This window comes from Neorhizobium sp. BETTINA12A (assembly GCF_023006485.1).
Classification (GTDB): domain Bacteria; phylum Pseudomonadota; class Alphaproteobacteria; order Rhizobiales; family Rhizobiaceae; genus Neorhizobium.
On record NZ_JALBGW010000015.1, the window covers coordinates 51,600 to 73,189 of the forward strand.

The window sequence follows — 21,590 nt, forward strand, 5'->3', positions numbered from 1 at the left end:
AGAGGTCTATGGAGTGATGCCTATGCTTTCGGATTCCTCGGCCATGTCCCTCATGAACCCCGCTATCCCCGGCCTCGTCTGGGCCTATCACTTCCATCCGGGAGCGGCGCCCTGCACCAGGCTGCCGCTCGATGCGGCGCGCAGCGATCTCGATGTCGGCGACGGTTTTCTGTGGCTGCATCTCAACCTCGTCGACAGTCGGGTCAACGCCTTTCTGGAGAACTTCCCGGGCCTGACGCCACCGGCCATCGCCGCACTCACCACCCACGACACGCACGCGGCGGTGACGCTCGACGAGCAGCTGGTCTATGGCACACTGGTCGATTTCCAGCGCGAATTCGACAGCGAGACCCGCGATATCGGCTGGCTGCATTTTTTCGTCTCCGACAGGGTGATCATCACCACCCGCCTGCAGCCCCTGAGATCGATCGACCGGGTGCGGGCGGCGATCGAAAAGAACGCCTCGCGTTACAAGAAGCCGATCGACGTGTTCGAGACATTGGTCGCCGAATTCCAGCGTACGCTGATCGCGCTGGTGATGGAGCTGACCGAGGAAATGAACATCATCGAGGACTTCGTTTACGACAACACGCCGCGCGACGAGCGGCGGCGCCTCGCGCCGATCCGGCGGACGGTGGTCAGGCTGCACCGGCACTTGAGAACCGTGCTGACGCTGCTCAGGCGCGCGGCGGCGACCGACGATGACGAGATGCCGCCCGGTTTCGACGACGCCGCTTCGCGGCTGATCGGCAGGCTGGAGGCGGCCGATCACGACGTCTACGCGCTGCAGGAGCGCGCCCGGCTGCTGCATGAGGAAATCGACTCGAAACTCTCCTCCGAGACCAACAGGCACCTCTACATCCTGTCGCTGATGACCGCCTTCCTGCTGCCGCCGACCTTGGTCACCGGCTTTTTCGGCATGAACACTGCGTCGCTGCCCTTCGAGGGGAATGGCTCGGGGACGGCCTATGCCTTCGGCCTAATCGTTATTTCAGTGCTTGCCGCCTGGTGGCTGTTGAAACGCACCGGCATTCTTTGACCGCGGACAAACCGAAAACCCCGCCCGGCTTGATGTCGGACGGGTTGAACTTTGCCTATCGGCCGCTCTTAGAAATAGGGCGAATAGCAGGTCTGACGCGGGCCGTAGTTCGGTTGGAACGAGTTCGAATAGGCGTCGTAGGAGCGATAACGCTCGGCGCACCATTCGTAGTGGCGCGGATTGATGTCGTCCCCGCCGCCATAGACCGGCGCCGGCTCGACGTAACGTGGCTGGGAGGCAATGGCGCCGCCGATCAGGGCGCCGGCACCGAATGCCGCCAGCGGGAACCAGTAGCCGTTATGGCGGCGATAGCCCGGGCGGTAGTCGCGATAACCACGATACCCGCCATACCAGCCGCCGCCATGGCGACGATACTGCACGAGGGTCGCGTCGGTATTGGCGTTCGTTGCGATCCCGGCCGGAGCGGTCGGCACCGGCATCGCCTGAGCCGGCATCAGCGAGCCGGCGAGAACGGCAGCGGAGATGCCCGCAGCCGCAATCTTCTTGAAAAGCGTCATGTTAAGCCCCCATGTCCCTTGTCCATGTTCTATTTTGCCAGCCAGTTATTTCAATATGCAGCGGAATTCTATTTCGTTGCAACCCTTGGGAAGTTCATCCTGAACGCGTGATTAACGCGGGCCGCGACGATGCAAGCCCGGTCGCGGCATGTGTGCAACCGGGCTTGCCTCGGGATGGCCAATACTGCTTATCTGTAAGGCGAGATGCAGCGCGCCCGCACGCCGGCGCGCGGTGCATAGGTATCGTCCCAGGCCCGATAGCTGCGATAACGGCTTTCACACCAGGCGACGTGGCGGCTGCCATAACCCCGATCCGCCTGGATAGCGCCGCCGATAATGGCACCGGCACCGAAGGCGGCCAGCGGGAACCAGAAACCGTTGTGATAACGATAACCGGGGCGGCGGTCGCGGTAACCGCGATGGCCGCGATACCAACCGTATCGGTCACGCCGGAAGTCGCGACGGTACTGGACATTGGTGACATCGCTGGCGGCCGAAATGCCGGATGGCGGAGCCGGCATTTGGACAGCCTGCGCGGGTACAAGGCCAGCAAATGTCGTGACAACGGCGACTGCCGCTGCGGTCAGGCGTAGGCGAAAGGCGTTCATGCGGGGTGCTTCCTCATTCTGATTTTCAATCAGAAAACAACGCCACACGCGGGATTCCGTTCCTGGAGCCACGCCCCGCGCCGATCAACGCCGATCACGAATTGGCGATCAGGCGACGATCGAAAGTTGCGCCTGGTCGCCCTGCAGCCGGTTGACCATGAAGTTCGAGTACCATTCGACGAACTGCATGACGCCGCCTTCGTGGAGTGGCGAGTAAGGACCGGGCTCGTAGGCGGGCGAGCGGATGCCGAAGGCGTTTTCCTCGACGATCTGACGGTCCTGGTCGTTGGTCATGTTCCAGACATGGGTCAGTTCTTCGAGATTGTAGTCGACGCCCTCGACCGCATCCTTGTGGACTAGCCACTTGGTGGTAACCGCCGTTTCCTCCGGTCCGAGCGGGGTGACGCGGAACGAGATCGCGTGGTCGCCGAGAATGTGGTTCCAGCTGCTCGGATAGTGAAAGAGCAGCATGGTGCCGATCGAGTCGATCGTCACATCGTCGGAGAGTTTGCGCTGCACGGCGTTGCGGCCGCTCATCGTATAGCTCTCCGCATCCTCGATCAGCGGCATGCGCGCGACGCGGAACTGGCCGGTCTCGTCCATCCGGAACTCGCTCGGCAACCCGGCCGTCTCACAGCGCTGCCAATGGGCGGCGATGACCGGATCGTCCTTGGCGCCCTGGACACCGGTCGCGGTCGGCGATTCCGGATAGGTGCGGCAGAGCTCCGGATGGTTGGCGGCGCAGTGGTAACATTCGCGGTTGTTTTCCCAGACGAGCTTCCAGTTGCCCTTTTCGATGATCGTCGACTGATGCGCGACCTTGGCCTCCGAGAGGCGGTGCGGCGCCATATAGGGCTCGATCGCCGCGCGAACCGGCGCGAAATCCGGCGCCTCGTTGGCAAGGCAGATGAAGATAAAGCCTGCGACGCTCTCGCAATGGACCTTCTTCATGCTGAACTGGGTCTTGTCGAAGTCCTGGCCCATCTGGCGGCCGACCAGAAGCGAGCCGTCCAGCTCGTAGGTCCATTGATGGTAGGGACAAACGAGCCGCACCGCCGAACCATGTTCCTTGGTGCAGACGCGGCTGCCACGATGGCGGCAGGTATTGTGCAGCGCCCGGATCTGGTTGTCGCGGCCGCGCACGATAACGACCGGATAATCGCCGATCTGCAGGGTGAAATAGGCGCCGGCCTTGGGCAGCTCGCAATCATGCCCGACGAACAGCCAGTCGCGGTACCAGATCATTTCCAGATCGAGCTTGAAATAGGCGGGATCGGTATAGAAGGGCTGTTCGAGGCTGAACCCCTCGCGGCGGTTCTTGAGCTGCCGCAGGGCCTGATTGCGAATTTCCATATACTTACCTTCCTCGTCAATGTGGACAGCGGAAGGACATGGAAATGCCGGCCGGCCCCAGGCCCGCCCCAAACCCTGTCCCGAACGCCCGCCGCGTCCGGTCGTCATCTTTTGTCCCGAGGCTGGTTTCCGGGCTCAGGAGCTGTCCGTTGCGGGACGGGCTCGGCGCCTTCCCGGGCGGCCTTTTCGGCTCTTTCCCAGTGGCCTGTACCAAGCTTTGTTGCTCCACCACCGTTGCGGGGGCAGCGCCGGATCAAGGTTTCGAAGACCCCTGCCGGCTTCCCAATTCTCCGCCTTCCCTAGACAGGCGGCACCTCAAGATCGAGGCGGATATAACCATCGAGCGGGCGTGTCGCATAGGCGACATTGCGACATCGGCAACCGCGTTGGCGACAGCGGCGAAACGGCCCGGAATGCAACACTCCAGCCCCGCGAAAGCGAAACCTGTCATTAAGGGATAAGCCATAAAATCCCGGCTCGAATGGGAGCGATGCCACCGTGCAGGCCAAGGGGAAAATCCGTTACTATAAAGCTCCTCCACCAAAGCCTCCGGCGCCGGTGGCAGTGAAGACCGCTGCCCATTCCGAATTCCTTCGGACGGGGCGCATCGCCCGCTACAATCCGATCTGGCTGCCGGAAGAGCGCCGTTATCTCACCCATGACGAGGTCGCCGAGCGCACAGGCAAAAGGCTGGAGGCGGCCGGCGAGACGAGCCACAACCGGATCAACTCCTTCCATCGCTCGATCAAGTTTCCGAAGATCATCTTTCACCACACGCTCGATGAGCGGCCGCATCTCGGCTATTGCCATGTCACGGCGGCAAGAACGCAGCTTGCCCACGGCGTGCCGGTAAGCTGGTCCTTCTACATTGCCAACTTCGTTTCCGAGATGGGCGGGGAGGAAACGTTCTTCGAGCGTATCAGCACGGCCTATTCGCGCATGTATTTCGCCGTCGCGGTCGAACGAGAGGCCGGCCAGCCGCTGCAGATCAACCGATCGATCCGCAAGAATGGCCTTCTGTTCCGCACCAACGATCCGATGGAAGCGATCAAGAACGTGCTGATGCTCGGCACTTCCAACGAAATGCTCCGCGAGATCATCAAAAAGCTATGAAGACGCCGGGCTCCGCGTTATTGACGGGCGGATATGACGGCTCAAATCATCGACATCACCCGGGACCATGACGGCGCGCTCGCCCAAGCCTGCGCCGTGCTCGGCGGTGGCCTACCCGTGGCGATCCCCACCGAGACGGTCTACGGGCTTGCGGCCGATGCCACCAATCCCGCCGCCATCACCCGCATCTACGAGACCAAGGGCCGGCCGCGCTTCAATCCGCTGATCTGCCACATGTCGGATCTAGCCATGGCCGAGCGTTATGCCGACTTCGACCCGATTTCGCGAAAGCTTGGCCAAGCCTTCTGGCCGGGCCCCCTCACCCTGATCCTGGCCCTAAAGCCCGAAAGTGGCATCCACGCGCTGGCGACGGCCGGGCTCGATACGGTCGGCATCCGGCTTCCCAAGGGCTTCGCTTCCGATCTGATCCGCGCCTTCGGCAAGCCACTCGCGGCGCCGAGCGCCAACACGTCCGGCAAGGTGAGCCCAACCAGCGCCGCCCATGTGGCCGACGACCTGGGCGACAAGCTGGCTTTGATCATCGACGGCGGCGCGGCTCCGGTCGGTGTGGAATCGACCATCGTTCGTGTCGAGGATGGCGTGATCCGGCTGCTGCGGCCGGGTGGGGTGGCCGTGGAAGAGATCGAACGTGCAACCGGCCTTGCGGTGATCCGACCGGAAGGACCAGCGGCAATCATCGAAGCTCCCGGCATGCTCGCTTCCCATTACGCGCCAGGAGCGGCGGTCAGGCTCAATGCCGACCATGTCGAGACCGGCGAGGCATTGATCCGGCTCGGTTCTGCTCCCGTGAAAGGAATGGAACTCGCGACGGCGGTTTTTGATCTGAGCCCGTCGGGCGATCTTGCGCAGGCGGCGGCAAACCTGTTCGATTACCTGAAGCGGGCCGACGCCACCGGCGCCGCCAGCATCGCCGTCACGCCCATTCCCGACCATGGGCTCGGCGAAGCGATCAACGACCGGCTGGCGAGGGCCGCCGCCCCGCGAGAATGAGCCGGGGCAAAAGAGGAGGAGACGTTGATGGATATTTCCGGGCCGAAACCAGAACTTCTCGACCGCTTCGCCGCGATCGTCGGCGAAAATCACGTGCTGCGCGACGCGAACGATCTTGCGCCGCATCTGGTCGAGGGCCGCGGACTCTACCGGGGTTCCTCTCCGATGCTGCTGAAGCCGGGCTCGGTCGAGGAAGTGTCCGCGATCCTAAAGCTCGCGAGCGAGACAGGCACGCCGATCGTGCCGCAGACCGGCAATACCGGCCTTGTCGGAGGCCAGACGCCGCGCACCGGCGGCAGCGACCTGATCGTCTCGCTCGAACGCATGAACCGCATCCGTGACGTCGATCCGGTCGCCAACGTGCTGGTCGCCGACGGCGGCGCCATCCTTGCCGACGTGCAGAAGGCGGCGGAAGCCGTCGACCGGCTGTTTCCCCTGTCGCTCGGTTCGGAGGGCTCCTGCCGCATCGGCGGCAACCTCTCCACCAATGCCGGCGGTACTGCCGTGCTCGCCTATGGCAATACCCGCCAACTCTGCCTCGGGCTCGAAGTGGTGCTGCCAACCGGCGAGATCTGGAACGGCCTGCGCCGGCTCAAGAAGGACAATACCGGCTACGACCTGCGCGACCTGTTCATCGGCGCGGAGGGTACGCTGGGCATCATTACCGGCGCGGTGCTGAAACTCTTCCCGCAGCCGGTCGGGCATCAGGTCGCACTTGCCGGCCTCAACTCGCCGGCAGACGCGTTAAAACTCTTCGAGCGGGCCTCGAATCTCTGCGGCACGGCGCTGACCGGTTTCGAGCTGATGCCGCGCATCGGCATCGAATTCGTGGTTCGGCATATAGAGGGCGTGCGCGATCCGCTCTCCGAGCCGCATCCGTGGTACGCGCTGATCGACATCTCGACCTCGGATTCCGCCGAGACGGCCAGTTCCATGGTACAATCGCTGCTCGAACAGGGTTTCGAGGCAGGCCTCATCCGCGACGCCGTGATCGCCTCCTCCGTCGCGCAACAGAAGGCGCTCTGGCACATGCGCGAAAGCATGTCGGACGCGCAGAAACCCGAAGGCGGCTCGATCAAGCATGACGTGTCGGTGCCGGTCTCGAAAATCCCGACCTTCATGGCGGAAGCCGAGCAGGCGGTGCTGGCGGCAATGCCGGGTGCGCGGGTCTGCGCCTTCGGCCATCTCGGCGACGGCAATATCCATTACAACATCTCGCAGCCCATCAGTGCCGACATGGCGGGCGACAAGGCGGCCTTCATCGGCCGCTGGCGGGAGATCAACGCCATCGTCCACGGCATCGTGCTCGCCGCCGGTGGGTCGATCTCAGCCGAACACGGCATCGGCCAGCTGAAGCGCGACGAACTCGCCCATATCCGTTCGCCGATCGAGATGGACCTGATGCGGCGCATCAAGGAGGCGTTCGATCCCGCCGGCATCATGAACCCCGGCAAGGTGGTGACGATTCCATGAGCCGGTCTTCGAAGACCACGATCAGGATCGACCTCGACAACGGCGTGCGGCTCGGTCCGGGCAAGGCGCAGCTTCTGGAATTGATTGCCGAACACGGCTCGATCCGGGCGGCGGGCGCCTCGATCGGCATGTCCTACCGGCGGGCATGGCTGCTCGGCGACGAGATCAACCGGATGTTCAAGGAGCCGTCGATCTTTACCCGCCATGGCGGCAAAAGCGGCGGCGGTGCGGGTCTGACGGAATTCGGCCAGGAACTGCTGTCGCGCTATCGGCGGATGGAGAAAGCGAGCCGCGACGCGATGCGCGCCGACCTCGACTGGCTCGAATCGAATGCAGATCCGCGCTTCGAGACGACGGCAAAGACCACCGACGCCTGATAACCGCCCGCCCTCAGCCCATCCGGATCTGGGACAATGCCCATAAGGTGTCCGAGCTGATGCCGACCGAGCTGCCGTCGCTGCTTAGAATGCTCACCGCCGATGCCGTATTCTGGCTGTTCTCCAGGTCGTACATGATCGTGAAGCGCTGGACCAGTTTCTTGACCTTTTCCGGATCACTCAGATCTTCGAGGTTGAGCTTGTTCTTGACGATCTTGGCCTGCTGGTCGACGTCCATGTTGGCGATTTCCGCGGGCAGGCTGAAAGTGACGCGGAAGAACTCCTTCAGTGCCTCGTCGCCGAGGATCACATATGGGTCGGTGATGCTGTCCGACATGCGCTCGAAATAAAGCGCCAGGCGGACGCCCGGATTTTCCTCGCCCTGCTGGTTTTCGAGAAGTTGGCGGACGTAAAGGTCCTGGGTCGCGACGACTTCGCCGCCGTTCTGGGCCTCGCCCGCCGAGCTTCGGTCAATCTCGCCCTTGGAGTCGAAATTGAAGGTACCGACGATCTGCGCGAACCGCTTGTCCGTCTGGGTATTCACGAAGCTCTTGGGATCAGCGGGATCCGAGTTGAAGGCCTTCTTCAGGAAATCGTTGGTAACCTTCGAAGGGTCGATCCCCTTCGATATCAGCAGGATGTCGAGCGTCTTGCGATCGGCGAGCAGTTCGTCGCGACTGCCGATGCGCTGCATCGCGTCGGTATAATATTTGGCCTCCGTCTGGGCTTTCGCCCTGGCCGCTTTGAGTTCATCGCCTTCCATGAACCGGCTTTTGCGCAGGATATAATCCTTGGCGACGTTGGTGATTGCCGCATTGGACTGGAGCAGCACCTGACGGGTGACTGCCCCCTTGGGGTCGAAGTTGAAGAGCTTGGCAAGCGAGACGAAACGTTCGTCCTTCAGCTTGTAGATATAGCTGTTCGGGTCTGAAAGGTCGCTTTTCAAGGCACTCTTGATCGTCAGCTTCGAAACGGTGGCGGGGTCGAGGCCAACCGCTTGAAGAGCAAAATCGTAGGATTTGTCGGCATCCGCGCTGAGGAAGTCGTCAAGCGTCTTCACGGCCGAAAGGTCGAGCTTGTAGAACTTGATGGTCTTGTCGAGATCCGCTTCCTGCTTGTCGTCCCAGCGGCTCATATAGTCGCTGCGGGTCGTACTGGTCTGTAACTCGTCCTGGGCCTGGCCGGCGGCGACGGTACCGTCGGTCGCGAAATTGAAGGCCTTCGCCAGCTCCAAATATTCCGGATTGGTAAGGCTAAAGCGGTTCGCATAGCTGTCTGGGTCGGAGAGATCGCTCGTCAATATCTGTTCGATCGTGGACTTGACGACCGTCACCTTGTCGAGATCGAAGGCGACCTTGATATATTTGAGAAGCCGGGGATCATTGATGAAATCGCTGACGTTGGTAGCCGTCTTGAGCTTCTGCTCGAAGAGCTCCTGATTGAACATCGCCTCGGCATGCGTGATCCGGGTCTGCTTGTTGAAGAAGCCTCCGACAATCTCCAGCAATTTTTCCGGCGTGACCGCACCGCCTGCCGGCACAGAGCCGTCCGCGTTGAAGCTGAAATCCTCGGCGAGCGATTTCATCAATGCGAGATAAGGCGCATCGGACGCCCCAGCGCTGATGATGGTCGCGAGTTCGGCGCGCCGCGAGTCCGTCTGGGCGATCGGCACCAGCCTGCCATCCAGTTCGGTATAACGCGTCTGCGACGTCGTCAGGTTATCCTGGTCCGTCTGGATTGCCTGCACCGTATTGGTCAGCTCCGTCTGCATCGCGTCGATCAGCGGCTGGATCACCGCCGGATCACCGCCATTGTTCAGTTCGTCCTGCTTGGCGGCGATCTGGGTTTCGAGATCGGTTTTCTTCTGCTGGCCGAGCGCGATCGAATCCTGCAGCGTGGGAATGCCGGTGCTGAGGCTCAGCCGCTCGGCAAGCTCCGTGTCTTCGGTTTTCGCCGCATTGTACTGGTCGAGATTGTTGCCATAGGCGGTATTGTAAAAGCTGGTCGGATCGGCCGGGTCGCTGGTCAGCACGCCGCGGATGGCATTGTAGTTGTAATATTTGGTATCGATGCCATAGGCCGTGAACAAGTAGTCGCGGAGCCTCGGGTTGGCCAGCAGCTGATCGACATTGGTGATATTGCCGGTCCCGCCCAGCATGACCTTGAAATAGCGGGTATCTTCCTCGAGCGTATCGTTCTGGGCTGCGATCGTCTGGTCGTAGGTATCGAAGAGTTCGTCCATCTGGCCGTTGGACTGGGCGGCTGCCCCCTCTCCATTGGAAACGCCGAAATTGAAGGCTGCGGCGATATCCTTGTAACGGTCGTCGGTCAGGCGGTTTGCAAAGCTGTTGTCGTCGCTGAGATCGCTTTCCAGCACCTGCTTCATGAACGCCTTGGCGTAGATCATGTCGTCCAGACCATGGGCCTGCATCGCATAGGAATAGAGGCGATAGTTGCCGAGGAACTCATCGACGGTTTTCACCTTGCCGATATTGTCCTGATAGTACTTCGTGTCGTTGACGACCGTCGTCTGCCCGGCAATGTTTTTCAGGCTCTTCTGCATGTCGCGATTGACAAGATCAAAGGTGAGATAGGTCGATACCATGGAAGGGCCTCACGACTCGGAATTATGCTGCCGCAATCATCGCAGTCTAGCCTTGCCCGTGGCTTTTCGAAAGCGTTTCGATGTCCCGGTCGGAATGTCCCAGGCCTGCACAGCAATGCCGCGATTCACTTTCCGGAAACCCAAATCCGAGCCCTTTTGCTAACCATCCAGGCAGGCAAGGCTTCTTTAACCGCTATTTTTAAGCAGTCTCGAACATGGCCCGCCCTATGCTTTGGCTATCAGAGGACAAAAGTCCCGTAGAGAAACCGGCAACGGCTCTCAGGTAAAACAAGGGTAGCATATCGATGACCAACACTGTTCTGAAGCCCGTCTGGGCAGGGTCGACATTCAGGCTCGATCCGTCTCGTTTCCCGCAGCAGGTTACCTATGCGCTGCGCGAGACATCAGGAGATGTCTCCATCACCATCGACGAACGCGGCGCAGTGCTGCGTAAGATCCTCCCCGCAAGCGGCCTGCCGCTCTCCTTCGCCCTGCCCGCCCGCGCCTTCAAAGGGGTTGCGGCCCGCGCCATAGACCACGGCGACGGTGAAGTGACGGTCACGCTCGAACTGCATCACGACGATCCGGATCTCTGCATTCCGCTGCTCGTCGCCCACGACCTCTGCGACATCGCTGCCGACTGGCGGAGCTGGTCGGACGCCTATCGCATTCCGATGCTGATGGTGGAAGCCGACGGTATCGCCCGGCCGCTGGAAAACCATATCGGCGACGTGCGAACCAACGGCGTCAGGCAGCGCCGCCGCCATTCCTATTTCGCGGCCCGTCGTCCGCGCTTCCTGGTCCGCCGCACCACCGGCAGCCTGGGCGTGACGATGAAGATTGAAGGCAAGGAAATTATCGCGCGACGCTAGGGCTTTGCTTGTCCCTTTGTCCACCGCCTCTCGCGATAACATGGGAGGGAGCCCGATCCTTGAGCGGTCGGGCTTTTTCCGTTAGAGGGCAAGCGACAGGACGAGGCCGGCAAACAGGATCGCGCCGACGCGGGTGTTCGACTTGAAAAGCCTCAGGCACTGGTCGGCATTGTCGATATCGAGGATCAGCACCTGCCAGCCGAACATCAGGGCTGCGGCGAGAAGCCCGAGATAGGCGAGGAAACCGACGCCCGCCGCTGCGAACGCAAGCAGCAGGAAGATCAGCGTCAGGCCGTAGAGGCCGATCAGCCATGGCTTGGTATTGTCGCCGAAGAGACGTGCTGTCGAGCGCACTCCGATCAGCTCGTCATCCTCCTTGTCCTGATGGGCATAGATCGTGTCGTATCCGATCGTCCAGGCGATGGCGGCCAGGTAAAGCCAGAGGGCGGCGGCGGAGAGGCTGCCGAACACGCCGGCCCAACCCATCAGCGCGCCCCAGGAAAAGGCAAGGCCGAGGAAAAATTGCGGCCAGTCGGTAAACCGCTTGGCGAAGGGATAGATCGCCACCACCGCCAGGGACAGGATGCCGAGCAGGATGGTGAAAGCGTTGAACTGGATGAGGACGAGCAGGCCGATCAGCGCCTGCACGCCAATGAAGACCTTGGCCTCGAAACGCGACACCCGGCCGGAGGGCAGCGGCCGCGAGCGGGTGCGCGCCACTTCCATGTCGATATCGTGATCGACGAGGTCGTTATAGGTGCAGCCGGCACCGCGCATCGCGACCGCGCCCAAGAAGAACAGCACGAGGTGGAAAAGCAGGAGGCCGAGGGAAAACGCGCCTTCCCCCTTGGCGGCGTTCGCCGCCAAAGCCGCCGACCAGAAACACGGCCACATCAGAAGCTGCCAGCCGATCGGCCGGTCCCATCTCGCAAGCTGCGCATAGGGCCAGGCCGGCCGCGGCAGAACGCGATAGACCCAGTTGTCGGATGGAGCGTCGGCCACGCGGCCGCTGAAATCGTCGGCGTTCGTCATGGCCGGTTCTAGCGCCGGCCGAACGCCACGGTCAAGCCGGCGCTTTGTCGCTCTTCGGAGGCGGAAAGCCCACGCATTAGGGCGCGGACGCGTGCGCGCCTTCCGTCGTGAGCACGCTCACGACTTAGGGAAGCGAGAAGCCGAATTTGTAACTTGCCGAAACGCCGAACATCAGCTGATTTTTCGAACCGCGTTCGCGCACGAGACTGCTGTCGGCGACATCGCCGGTCAGCCGCTTGTATTCGGCAAACGAGGTGAGCTCGAGTTTCTCGGTCGCCTTCCAGGTCAGCGCCGCACCGACGCCGACCGAATGCAGGCCGCCGCCCGGATCGTAGGCGGAGAGACCCGATGCCGCCGACTGGCTCGGGGTCACCTTGTAATAGGCGTCGTTGTAGCCGTTGCTTGCCCAGGTCGCGCGCGGACCACCGGAAAGCCTGAGATCCGGCTGAAGATCGGTGAAAGCGTCGACCGAGACATCGGCGACGACGCCGTCATGGCTGCGGATGCCCTGGCGGACTTCGGCGCGGGCGCGGATCCAATCGGTCGGATAGATATCGATGAAGCCACCGACCTCGCCGCCGAGCTTCACCTTTTTCAGACCCTTGAGATCGTCGGACGTGTCATCATCGCGCGGCATGATCAGCTTCGCCGCCACGCCGGCGCGGATCGAACCCTGGTCGATCAGCGCGAAGGAGATGTTGTCATTGCGGGAAGAGAACCGCGCCTGTTTGGCGTTCTGGCGGCCGAGCGAGATGATCGGCGAGAACTGCAGGCTGCGGCCGTTGTCGCCCTCGAATTTCGGCGCCACGAAACCGGCGCCGCCGAGCGTCAGGTACCAGTCACCGGACCAGAAGCCTTCCTGAGCCTCGGCGCTCCCCGAGGAAACAATCGAAAAAATGGAAAGAAAAAAGGCAGCCCGGACAGGCAAGGACATGGCAACGGATCCTGAAAACGCAAAACAGAACAGAGATCCCACTGGGGATTTCTGTTCTATTATCGCATTTGCATTGCCAGCTTGTTAACCAAGCGAAAAATCACACCGCTACCTTGTCGAGCGGGATGCGGCTCCCTTCGAAGGCTTTCAGTTCCGCCTCGCGCTCGTAGATGTAGTCGCGGTTGTCCGGAACCGCGGTGCGTTTCTTGACGATCTGTATCTGGAAGAGGCGTCCGTCATGACTGGTTCTACTGCCCACCCGAGGAACCGCTCAAGCATTTACGGGTGACACCGCAAGCGGCGACTCATCTACCTCGTGCCGCATATAGACATTCGCCAGGACAGCAGCTCCATACGTGATGCCTATAGCATTAATGGAAAGCGCAACCATTACGACCAATATCAGAGGTATATTTGGCACTCCGGCCGGCACCAGCATCGTCCCAAATGCTGCCGTGCCTATAGCACCGATAACCAGCGACATAGCGGACATGGCTACCAAAGAGACGGCGAGGTGCCCGAAAGTCGTCAGGAAATTCGGAGCACCCCGAGCCCAAGCCGCCTTAAGCGACGTCCTGATCCCCGTAATGTTGGATGTCGGCCAAGTACCGACCAACGACATCAAGGCCGCATAAATTACGACCAGTGCCGTGGTCGACACCATCAGCCAGCCAACTGTACGGCCGTTGAACACCGTTGCAAGCCATAGAAAAGCCGGCATAGAAAGTCCGCCTGCAATTATCGCTAGTGTAATAAATTTCAGAGAATAGCCGAAAAATCCTTTGTAAAACTCCGGCTTCGCGCTGAATTCAAAGGTCGTTGACCGTAGTACAGAGCTTTGCACCCACATCGCCAGGTAAATCGTTGGAAAAAAAGAAGCAATATTCGACGAAGAACTCTCGGAAAATTCGCCGAATACCGACAGCAGAACGGAAATTATTATCCATATGAGATAATAAATCCAATTTCTAAAGATGATAGAAAAAACTTGTTTAACCACGCGAATGCCCCCATTGCCCAGCATCGGCTCCACAACCTTGGCAAGTTGCGGACCAGATGCTGAACCATAGAGGGCGCCATATCGTTTTCCAAGATAGGTGCCGGAAACAAAGGTTAATTTACACTTGTATAGGGGTTAGCCCAGTTCACACCGCTACCTTGTCGAGCGGGATGCGGCTCCCTTCGAAGGCTTTCAGTTCCGCCTCGCGCTCGTAGATGTAGTCGCGGTTGTCCGGAACGGCGGTGCGCTTCTTGACGATCTGCATCTGGAAGATGAAGAAGCTTTCGTGGGTGAAGGCCATTTCCGAACCGGCGAGATAGAACTCCCACATCCGCACGAACCGTTCGTCGTAAAGTGCCGCAGCCTTCTCCTTGTTGGCCATGAACCGCTCGCGCCAGTGGCGCAGCGTGTGCGCATAATGCATCGGCAGGATTTCGATGTCGGAGACGAGCAGGCCCGCCTTCTCGATCGACGGCATCACTTCCGAAAGCGCCGGTATATAACCGCCCGGGAAGATGTATTTCTCGATCCAGGGATTGTTGATGAGGGCCGGATAGGGCTGGCCGATCGAATGCAGCACCATGACGCCGTCATCGGCGAGCACGTCGTTCACCTTGCCGAAGAACTTGGGATAGTTCAGCCGGCCGACATGCTCGAACATGCCGACGGAAACGATGCGGTCGTAGCGCTTATCCGGCGGCAGATAATAATAGTCCTGCAGCTCGAAGCGGACGCTGTTGGCAAGACCGCGCTTGGCGGCGCGTTGGTTCGAAATCTTGAGCTGCGCGGTCGAGAGCGTGATGCCGGTCACGTCGACGCCGGAGGATTCCGACAGATACATGGCCATGCCACCCCAGCCGGAACCGATTTCCAGCGCCTTCTGCCCGGGCTCGGCAAGCAGCTTGGCAACGATATGGCGCTTCTTGGCGATCTGCGCCTCGTCGAGCGAAATGCCCGGCGGGTTGAAATAGGCGCAGGAATATTGCCAGTCCTCGTCGAGGAAGAGCGAGAACAGCTTTTCGTCGAGGTCGTAATGATGGGCGACGTTGCGTCGGTTATGGTTGATCGGCACGCGATTGCGGAACTGGGAAACCAGCACGCGGGCGATGCCGCGCCAGATCATGCCGAAGGTCAGTCCTTCGCTGAGGGTATTGTCCTTGATCAGCGCAAGGAACTCATAGATGTCGCCGTCATCGATGACGAGACGGCCGTCCATGTAGAGCTCGCCGAGCTTCAAGGGAGGATCCGCCACCAGTTCGCGTTCGGCGGCTTCGTCGATAAACCGTATCGAAACGGACCGCCCGCCGCCGCTCCCGTAACGTTGCTCACCTCCCGAGCCGCGTACGATCAAAGTTCCAGTCTTGATGATTTTGCTGAGAAGATTGTGAAGGGACGAGGCCACGGACCCACCTCCAATAATAATACTAAGGGTGCCTTACTAATCCAAAATCTAATCGTTTCCCTGCGACTTTCAAGCACATTGCAGCCATCAAAATGACATAAAAAAGCAGGCCGTCAAACCCCCGCCTGACGACCCGCATCCTATAATTGAAATTCTGCCGAAGCCGGCCAAAATCACTTGCGTTTTAAAGCTTCCGCGAGTGCTGCGCCGAAAGCGCCCTGAGATGAAGGTTTTTCAGTTTTCATCATTTTCGGGTTAACCGGCCGGACGTCGCGGTCGCCGCGCGGAGCGGGTGCCGCTTCGCCGCCGTCCTTGCGCATGGTCAGCGCAATTCTCTTGCGCTTCACATCGACCTCGACAACGCGCACTTTGACGACGTCGCCGGCCTTTACCACCTCATGCGGATCCTTAACGAAACGGTCGGCCAGCTGCGAAACGTGGACAAGGCCGTCCTGGTGCACGCCGATATCGACGAAAGCGCCGAAGGCGGCCACGTTGGTGACCGTGCCTTCGAGCATCATGCCCGGCTTCAGGTCGGTGATCTCGTCCACGCCTTCGGCAAAGGTGGCGGTCTTGAAGCTCGGGCGCGGGTCGCGGCCGGGCTTTTCCAGCTCGGCGATGATGTCCTTGACAGTCGGCAGGCCGAAGGTTTCGTCGATGAACCGCTTCGGGTCGAGTGCCTTGAGCGCCGCACTGTCACCCATCAGCGAGCGCAGGTCGCGGCCGCAGGCGGCGACGATCTTCTTGGCGACGCCATAGGCTTCCGGATGGACGGCGGACGAATCCAGCGGCTCCTTGCCGTTCGGAATGCGCAGGAAGCCTGCCGCCTGTTCAAACGTACGGTTTCCGAGACGGGCGACCTTCAGCAGGTCCTTACGGCTCGAAAACGCGCCGTTCTGGTCGCGATGGGCGACGATCGCCTCGGCAATCGTGCGGCTGAGGCCGGAAACACGCGAAAGCAGCGGTGCGGACGCCATGTTCAAATCAACGCCGACGGCGTTCACTGCATCTTCGACCACGGCATCCAGCGAGCGAGAGAGTTTCCCCTGGTCGACATCGTGCTGGTACTGGCCGACGCCGATCGATTTCGGTTCGATCTTGACGAGTTCCGCCAGCGGATCCTGCAGGCGGCGGGCGATGGAAACGGCGCCACGCAGCGACACGTCGAGGCCGGGGAATTCGAGGGCGGCGGTTTCCGACGCCGAATAGACCGAGGCGCCGGCTTCCGAGACGATGACTTTGGTGGGCTTCTGCCCAGGCAGGTTCAACAGCATGTCGGCGACCAGCTTTTCCGTCTCGCGGCTGCCGGTGCCGTTGCCGATGGCGATCAACTCGACATTGTGCTTGCGGATGAGCGCGGCGAGTTCGGCCTGGGTGCCGCGGATGTCGTTCTTCGGCGGGAACGGATAGACGGTCGTGGTTTCCAGCAGCTTGCCGGTGGCATCGACGATTGCCACCTTGACGCCGGTGCGGATGCCCGGATCGAGGCCCATCGTGGTGCGCGAGCCGGCGGGTGCGGCGAGCAGCAGATCCTTGAGGTTGCGGGCGAAGACGTGGATCGCCTCCTCCTCGGCGCGCCCGCGCAGTTCGCGCATCAGGTCGAGCGACAACGACACCGAGAGCTTGACGCGCCAGGTCCAGCCGGCGGCTTCCATCAGCCAGCGGTCGGCGGCACCCCGGTCCCGGATGTCGAAGGCAAGCGCGATGATGCGCTGGGCGGGCTTGACCGGCGACGGATCGTCCTGGTCGACCTCGATCGTCAGGGTCAGGAACTCCTCGTTCCAGCCGCGCAGCATGGCGAGCGCCCGGTGGCCGGGCGCCGTCGCCCAGCGTTCGGAATGATCGAAATAGTCGGAGAATTTTGCGCCGGCCTCCTGCTTGCCGTCAACCACTTTGGCCTTCAGCGTCGCGCCAGCCCGCATATGCTGGCGCAGCTTTCCGAGCAGGTCGGCATTTTCGGAGAACGTCTCGGCGACGATATCGCGGGCGCCTTCGAGCGCACCCTTCACGTCGGCTACCTCGTCCTTGACATAAGCTTCTGCAAGCTTTGCCGGATCGACGCTGCGGTCGGCCCAGATCGCCTCGGCAAGCGGGCCGAGGCCACGCTCGCGGGCAATCTCAGCGCGGGTGCGGCGCTTCGGCTTGTAAGGGAGATAAAGGTCTTCGAGCTCGGCCTTGGTCGTCGCCTTGCCGATCTTTGCAGCAAGCTCGTCGGTCATCTTGCCCTGCGAATTGATCTGATCGACGATGGTGGAGCGGCGCGCTTCGAGTTCGCGCAAGTAGACCAGCCGTTCTGCCAGGTTGCGCAGCTGCGTATCGTCCAGCCCGCCCGTCACTTCCTTGCGGTAGCGGGCGATGAACGGCACGGTGGCACCGTCGTCGATCAGCCCGATCGCGGCGGCAGCCTGTTCGGGACGGGCATTGATTTCCGCAGCAATCGCGGCGGCAAGGAAACGGAGATCGGCGGCCATGGGCGTCCTCGTTCAAATGGGAGGCGCGACCATAGTCGAAGTTTGTGGCAAGGCAACGTGGCGAATGCCGGTTCCACAATTTGCTTGGAACCAACCGTGCCGAAACGAAACACGGGTTGACCGGCCGCTAACCAAGGCCCTGTGGAAAAGAACCAATGCACTCTCACCTCCGGCAAGAGGCCATTAAAACCAATCCGCCGCATGATGTGGCCGAATGGAGATACGAATGCCCAAAAAAGCCGCCAGGACACTGGCATTTGACACGGCGGTCGCCAATGAAGAGCTAGAGGCTGCCATTTCCTATCTCGAACAGAAGCTGGACGATGCGTCCTTTCGGAACGAACCGGTGCCTTTCCTCGCCTATCGGAACAAGGTGATCTTCCAGACGACGCTGGATATCCGCCGCGGCGCGAAAAACCGGCGCGGTGAATTCTGACCTTTATCGAACGCGACGGCCTCCCATCGAAACGCCATGACGGACAGAAGATGGGAGGCCACCTAAGCCTTGGCCCTTGACCTTTGCCTCCCCTCCCCTTAACCGCCGCGCAAGGCCAAGGTTTTCAGCGCAGACGAGGGCGAGACATGAAGGTTCTCTTGATCGGTTCGGGTGGACGCGAGCATGCGCTCGCCTGGAAACTCGCGCAGTCTCCGAAACTCGGCAAACTCTATGCCGCACCCGGCAATCCCGGCATCGCCGAGCATGCCGAACTCTTGTCGCTCGACATCGACGATCATGCCGGCGTGGCGGCCTTCTGCCTCGACAATGCGATCGACCTCGTCGTGATCGGGCCGGAAGCGCCTCTGGTTGCCGGGCTCGCCGATGTACTGCGCGCCAAGGGCATCGCGACCTTCGGCCCGTCTGCTGCCGCAGCCCAGCTCGAAGGCTCGAAGGGTTTCACCAAGGATCTCTGCGCCCGCTATGATATCCCGACCGGCGCCTATCGCCGCTTCACCGATGCGGCCGAGGCGAAGGCCTATGTGCGCGAACAGGGCGCGCCGATCGTCGTAAAGGCAGACGGGCTTGCCGCCGGCAAGGGCGTCACCGTCGCCATGGCGATCGACGAGGCGCTTGCGGCGATCGACGACTGTTTCGACGGCGCCTTCGGGCCGGCTGGTGCCGAAGTGGTGGTCGAAGCCTATCTCGATGGCGAGGAGGCAAGCTTCTTCTGCCTTTCCGACGGCAAGACCGCACTGGCGCTTGCCACGGCCCAGGACCACAAACGGGTCGGCGACGGCGATACCGGCCCCAACACCGGCGGCATGGGCGCCTATTCGCCTGCTCCGGTGATGACGCCGGACATGGTTGCGCGCACCATGAAGGAGATCATCGAACCGACCATCCGCGGCATGGCGGAAAGTGGATATCCGTTCACCGGCGTGTTCTTCGCCGGGTTGATGATCACGGCCAGGGGCCCGGAACTGATCGAATACAATGTCCGCTTCGGCGATCCCGAATGCCAGGTGCTGATGATGCGGCTGAAGAGCGACCTACTCGACCTGCTCCATGGGGCAGCGACCGAAGCGCTCGACAAGGTTTCCGCTGAATGGAACGACGACGTGGCGCTGACCGTGGTGATGGCTTCCAAGGGTTATCCGGGCGCCTATGACAAAAATACACCGATCGCCCATCTGCCCGAGGGCGCTGCCGGAGAGAAGGTCTTTCATGCCGGAACGGCGCTCAAGGATGGCACTCTCGTCGCAACCGGCGGCCGTGTGCTGAACGTTACGGCGACCGCCAAGACCGTCGCAGATGCGCAAGCTCGCGCCTACAGGCTCGTGGACCAGGTCGAATGGGAAAACGGCTTTTGCCGCCGCGATATCGGCTGGCAGGCGGTGACGCGCGAAAAGAACTGAGTGCCTGAACGGTCGTTTCATTTAAAATTTACCGATTATCCAGACGGGATCGAAACGAAGCCGCGATAATCATGGGAGACCTCAAGAAGGATTCCCGGTTATGCGTCTCGTTCTGGCTACAGTTCTGGTGTTTGCAAGCAGTTCGGCTTTCGCGTCGTCGATCACGGTGATCGACAACACGCACAAGGCGGGCGTCAGCATCCTCACCAAGAGCTGCACAAGCTGCCCGAGCGCCGTAGCGCCCAAATCGGACGAGGCAACCTACAAGGTTCCCGATCTGCCGGCAGGGATCCAGAAGACTGAAATCATCGAGATCTACGGCGAAAAGAAGCTGGCGCGTACCGAGGCCTGGCTTGGCGGCTCACCGGTGATCCATGTCAGCAAGCTTCCCAAATGGATGGCCGAGGAAAACGCCATCGCCGAGCTTCACCCGACCACCAACGGCTCCACCGAAACGCAGATCGCGACCGCAGAAGCCAAAAGTGACGGCATCGACGCCGACGCCCTGACCAGCGCGGTGAAGACCATCGGCAAGGCTGAGGTCGGGATCGTCGAAGCATCCCTTACGCCGAAGCCGCTGGCGCTCGACACGTTCGAACTGCGCACCGATCGCTTCTAAGTTTAGAATATCATTATATTTACATAGCAGAAAGTGCTCCGAGAACAGCCTTTCCCGGTATGCGCGTAAATTGCGCATCATCAAATCCGACCTGCCCAAAATATTCGCATTTGCGGCTGTCAAGGCCCGGATAATTAAATTTTTATTCAAATATTCGGGATCACTCTCCCGTCATAGTGCGGTGTAGCACGTGACCGGTGCAGAACGCGCCTTCCCCAAAAACTTCGTCCCGCTCCGGCTCCTCCGGGAGAGTTCGGCTGCCTGAAAGTGAGTCGAAACATGAAGAATCTCAAGATCTCCCACCAGTTATTGGCCATGGTGGCAGCGCTTATGGTGGCTTTCACGGCTGTCACCTACTATCAGATCCGCGCCTCGATCGCCTCGATCTATTCCGAGCGCTACGACATGCTGCGCACCCAGGTGGAGTCCGGCATTTCCATCCTGCAATCCTATTACGACCGGGAAAAATCGGGCGAACTGAAGCACGAGGATGCGCAGAAACTCGCTTACGCAACCGTGGCAGGGATCAAATACGAGCCGGCCGGCTACATCTTCGGCCTGAACTACGACACGGTCACGCAGTTCCACTACAATCCCAAGCTGGTCGGCGTGAACCAGAAGGGTCAGCCGGACAAGATGGGCAACCTGTTCCGCGAAGAGATGGTCGCCAAGGGCCGTGCCGGCGGCGGCGTCACCACCTATTATTGGGAAAAGCCCGGCATGCCGGCCGACCAGGTTTTCCAGAAGGCTGCCTACTCCCGCGCCTTTGAACCCTGGCAGATCATTGTCGGCACGGGCGTCTACACCGACGACCTCGATGTCAAGATCAACAAGACGATCCTGGAAGTGGTCGGCGTCGGTTTCCTCGCCTTCCTGCTTGCACTCGGTGTCGCCCTGATCGTCATCCGCAATATTACCAGGCCTTTGGCCGCCGTGCATGGCGCATTGCAGGCCGTCGCCGACGAAAATGTCACCGCGACGATCCCGCATACGGACATGTCGAACGAAGTGGGGATGATGGCGAAGGCGACGCAGGCGCTGCAGGAAAAGATCCGCGAACGCCATGCGATGGCCGCCCGCGAGGAAAAGCAGAAGACCGAGCTCGACCGCGAGCGCCAGCAAAACCTCGACATGCAGCAGCAGGAAGCAGCGCTGCAGACCCGCGTCGTCTCCACCATCGGCGAAGCGCTCGAATCATTGGCCCATGGCGACCTCACGGTTCGCTGCGCCGATCTCGGCGCCCGCTACGAAACGTTGCGCCACAACTTCAACGAGGCGCTCGTCCACCTCGAGGCCGCGATGAGCAAGG

19 protein-coding genes, 1 pseudogene and 1 riboswitch are annotated in these 21,590 nt (G+C 61.0%); of the genes and pseudogenes, 10 read left to right on the forward strand and 10 right to left on the reverse strand.

What is annotated here, in order from left to right; all coding sequences use genetic code 11:
* Positions 1-43: 43 nt before the first annotated feature.
* Positions 44-1,039 carry a transporter gene (locus tag MOV61_RS06950; protein WP_038548798.1) on the forward strand — a complete coding sequence of 332 codons (996 nt, stop codon included), beginning with the start codon at positions 44-46 and terminating at the stop codon, positions 1,037-1,039.
* Positions 1,040-1,107: 68 nt separating this feature from the next.
* Here MOV61_RS06950 and MOV61_RS06955 read toward each other — a convergent pair whose 3' ends face one another.
* The 3 genes from MOV61_RS06955 to MOV61_RS06965 form a co-directional block, all read right to left on the reverse strand.
* Positions 1,108-1,557 carry a BA14K family protein gene (locus tag MOV61_RS06955; protein ID WP_247136064.1) on the reverse strand — a complete coding sequence of 150 codons (450 nt, stop codon included), beginning with the start codon at positions 1,555-1,557 and terminating at the stop codon, positions 1,108-1,110.
* Between the two features lie 188 nt (positions 1,558-1,745).
* The gene (locus MOV61_RS06960) at positions 1,746-2,165 is read right to left on the reverse strand and encodes a BA14K family protein (protein ID WP_038540473.1); all 420 of its coding nucleotides are present in this window, start codon (positions 2,163-2,165) and stop codon (positions 1,746-1,748) included.
* A 108-nt stretch (positions 2,166-2,273) separates the two neighbouring features.
* Positions 2,274-3,518, reverse strand: a complete 1,245-nt coding sequence (locus MOV61_RS06965) for an aromatic ring-hydroxylating dioxygenase subunit alpha (RefSeq protein ID WP_247136065.1) — start codon at positions 3,516-3,518, stop codon at positions 2,274-2,276.
* A 102-nt stretch (positions 3,519-3,620) separates the two neighbouring features.
* Positions 3,621-3,851: riboswitch (cobalamin riboswitch) on the reverse strand.
* A 225-nt stretch (positions 3,852-4,076) separates the two neighbouring features.
* Here MOV61_RS06965 and MOV61_RS06970 point away from each other — a divergent pair.
* The 4 genes from MOV61_RS06970 to MOV61_RS06985 are packed head-to-tail and all read left to right on the forward strand — an operon-like array spanning position 4,077 to position 7,492.
* A complete protein-coding gene (locus tag MOV61_RS06970; RefSeq protein WP_247136066.1) occupies positions 4,077-4,631 on the forward strand; it encodes a DUF6656 family protein in 555 nt (184 codons plus the stop codon).
* Between the two features lie 33 nt (positions 4,632-4,664).
* The gene (locus MOV61_RS06975) at positions 4,665-5,642 is read left to right on the forward strand and encodes an L-threonylcarbamoyladenylate synthase (RefSeq protein WP_247136067.1); all 978 of its coding nucleotides are present in this window, start codon (positions 4,665-4,667) and stop codon (positions 5,640-5,642) included.
* Positions 5,643-5,669: 27 nt separating this feature from the next.
* A complete protein-coding gene (locus MOV61_RS06980) occupies positions 5,670-7,115 on the forward strand; it encodes an FAD-binding oxidoreductase (RefSeq protein WP_247136068.1) in 1,446 nt (481 codons plus the stop codon).
* Positions 7,112-7,492 (forward strand): winged helix-turn-helix domain-containing protein, encoded by a 381-nt coding sequence (locus MOV61_RS06985; RefSeq protein WP_247136069.1) that lies wholly within the window; start codon positions 7,112-7,114, stop codon positions 7,490-7,492. The genes MOV61_RS06980 and MOV61_RS06985 overlap by 4 nt, the downstream gene beginning before the upstream one ends.
* Before the next feature lie 13 nt (positions 7,493-7,505).
* Here the strand turns inward: MOV61_RS06985 and MOV61_RS06990 are convergent, their stop codons facing one another.
* Positions 7,506-10,097, reverse strand: a complete 2,592-nt coding sequence (locus MOV61_RS06990; RefSeq protein WP_247136070.1) for a DUF1217 domain-containing protein — start codon at positions 10,095-10,097, stop codon at positions 7,506-7,508.
* 305 nt (positions 10,098-10,402) lie between these two features.
* Between MOV61_RS06990 and MOV61_RS06995 the strand changes: the two genes are divergently transcribed.
* Positions 10,403-10,969, forward strand: a complete 567-nt coding sequence (locus MOV61_RS06995; protein ID WP_038540447.1) for a DUF6101 family protein — start codon at positions 10,403-10,405, stop codon at positions 10,967-10,969.
* An 81-nt stretch (positions 10,970-11,050) separates the two neighbouring features.
* Here the strand turns inward: MOV61_RS06995 and ubiA are convergent, their stop codons facing one another.
* The 6 genes and pseudogenes from ubiA to MOV61_RS07025 all read right to left on the reverse strand — a co-directional run bounded on the left by ubiA (position 11,051) and on the right by MOV61_RS07025 (position 17,808).
* Entirely contained in the window at positions 11,051-12,001 is a 951-nt protein-coding gene (gene ubiA / locus MOV61_RS07000; RefSeq protein WP_247136071.1) for a 4-hydroxybenzoate octaprenyltransferase, read from the reverse strand.
* A gap of 124 nt (positions 12,002-12,125) precedes the next feature.
* On the reverse strand, positions 12,126-12,935 hold the full coding sequence (locus MOV61_RS07005; RefSeq protein WP_247136072.1) for a MipA/OmpV family protein: 810 nt from the start codon (positions 12,933-12,935) through the stop codon (positions 12,126-12,128).
* 100 nt (positions 12,936-13,035) lie between these two features.
* Positions 13,036-13,164 (reverse strand): annotated as a pseudogene (locus tag MOV61_RS07010) (SAM-dependent methyltransferase); the annotation flags it as partial.
* Positions 13,165-13,206: 42 nt separating this feature from the next.
* Entirely contained in the window at positions 13,207-13,959 is a 753-nt protein-coding gene (locus tag MOV61_RS07015; protein WP_247136074.1) for a hypothetical protein, read from the reverse strand.
* 121 nt (positions 13,960-14,080) lie between these two features.
* The gene (locus tag MOV61_RS07020) at positions 14,081-15,337 is read right to left on the reverse strand and encodes a cyclopropane-fatty-acyl-phospholipid synthase family protein (protein ID WP_247136075.1); all 1,257 of its coding nucleotides are present in this window, start codon (positions 15,335-15,337) and stop codon (positions 14,081-14,083) included.
* 173 nt (positions 15,338-15,510) lie between these two features.
* Positions 15,511-17,808, reverse strand: coding sequence for a Tex family protein (locus MOV61_RS07025; RefSeq protein WP_247136076.1), 2,298 nt, complete (start codon positions 17,806-17,808; stop codon positions 15,511-15,513).
* 226 nt (positions 17,809-18,034) lie between these two features.
* On the opposite strand from MOV61_RS07025, the gene MOV61_RS07030 reads away from it, so the two are divergent.
* The 4 genes from MOV61_RS07030 to MOV61_RS07045 form a co-directional block, all read left to right on the forward strand.
* Entirely contained in the window at positions 18,035-18,244 is a 210-nt protein-coding gene (locus MOV61_RS07030) for a hypothetical protein (protein ID WP_038540434.1), read from the forward strand.
* Positions 18,245-18,390: 146 nt separating this feature from the next.
* Positions 18,391-19,662 carry a phosphoribosylamine--glycine ligase gene (gene purD / locus MOV61_RS07035; RefSeq protein WP_247136077.1) on the forward strand — a complete coding sequence of 424 codons (1,272 nt, stop codon included), beginning with the start codon at positions 18,391-18,393 and terminating at the stop codon, positions 19,660-19,662.
* A gap of 100 nt (positions 19,663-19,762) precedes the next feature.
* Positions 19,763-20,281: a plant virulence effector HPE1-like domain-containing protein gene (locus MOV61_RS07040; RefSeq protein WP_247136078.1), complete on the forward strand. Its 519-nt coding sequence runs from the start codon at positions 19,763-19,765 to the stop codon at positions 20,279-20,281.
* Between the two features lie 279 nt (positions 20,282-20,560).
* The coding region (locus MOV61_RS07045) for a cache domain-containing protein (RefSeq protein WP_247136079.1) at positions 20,561-21,590 on the forward strand (1,030 nt) is incomplete at its 3' end.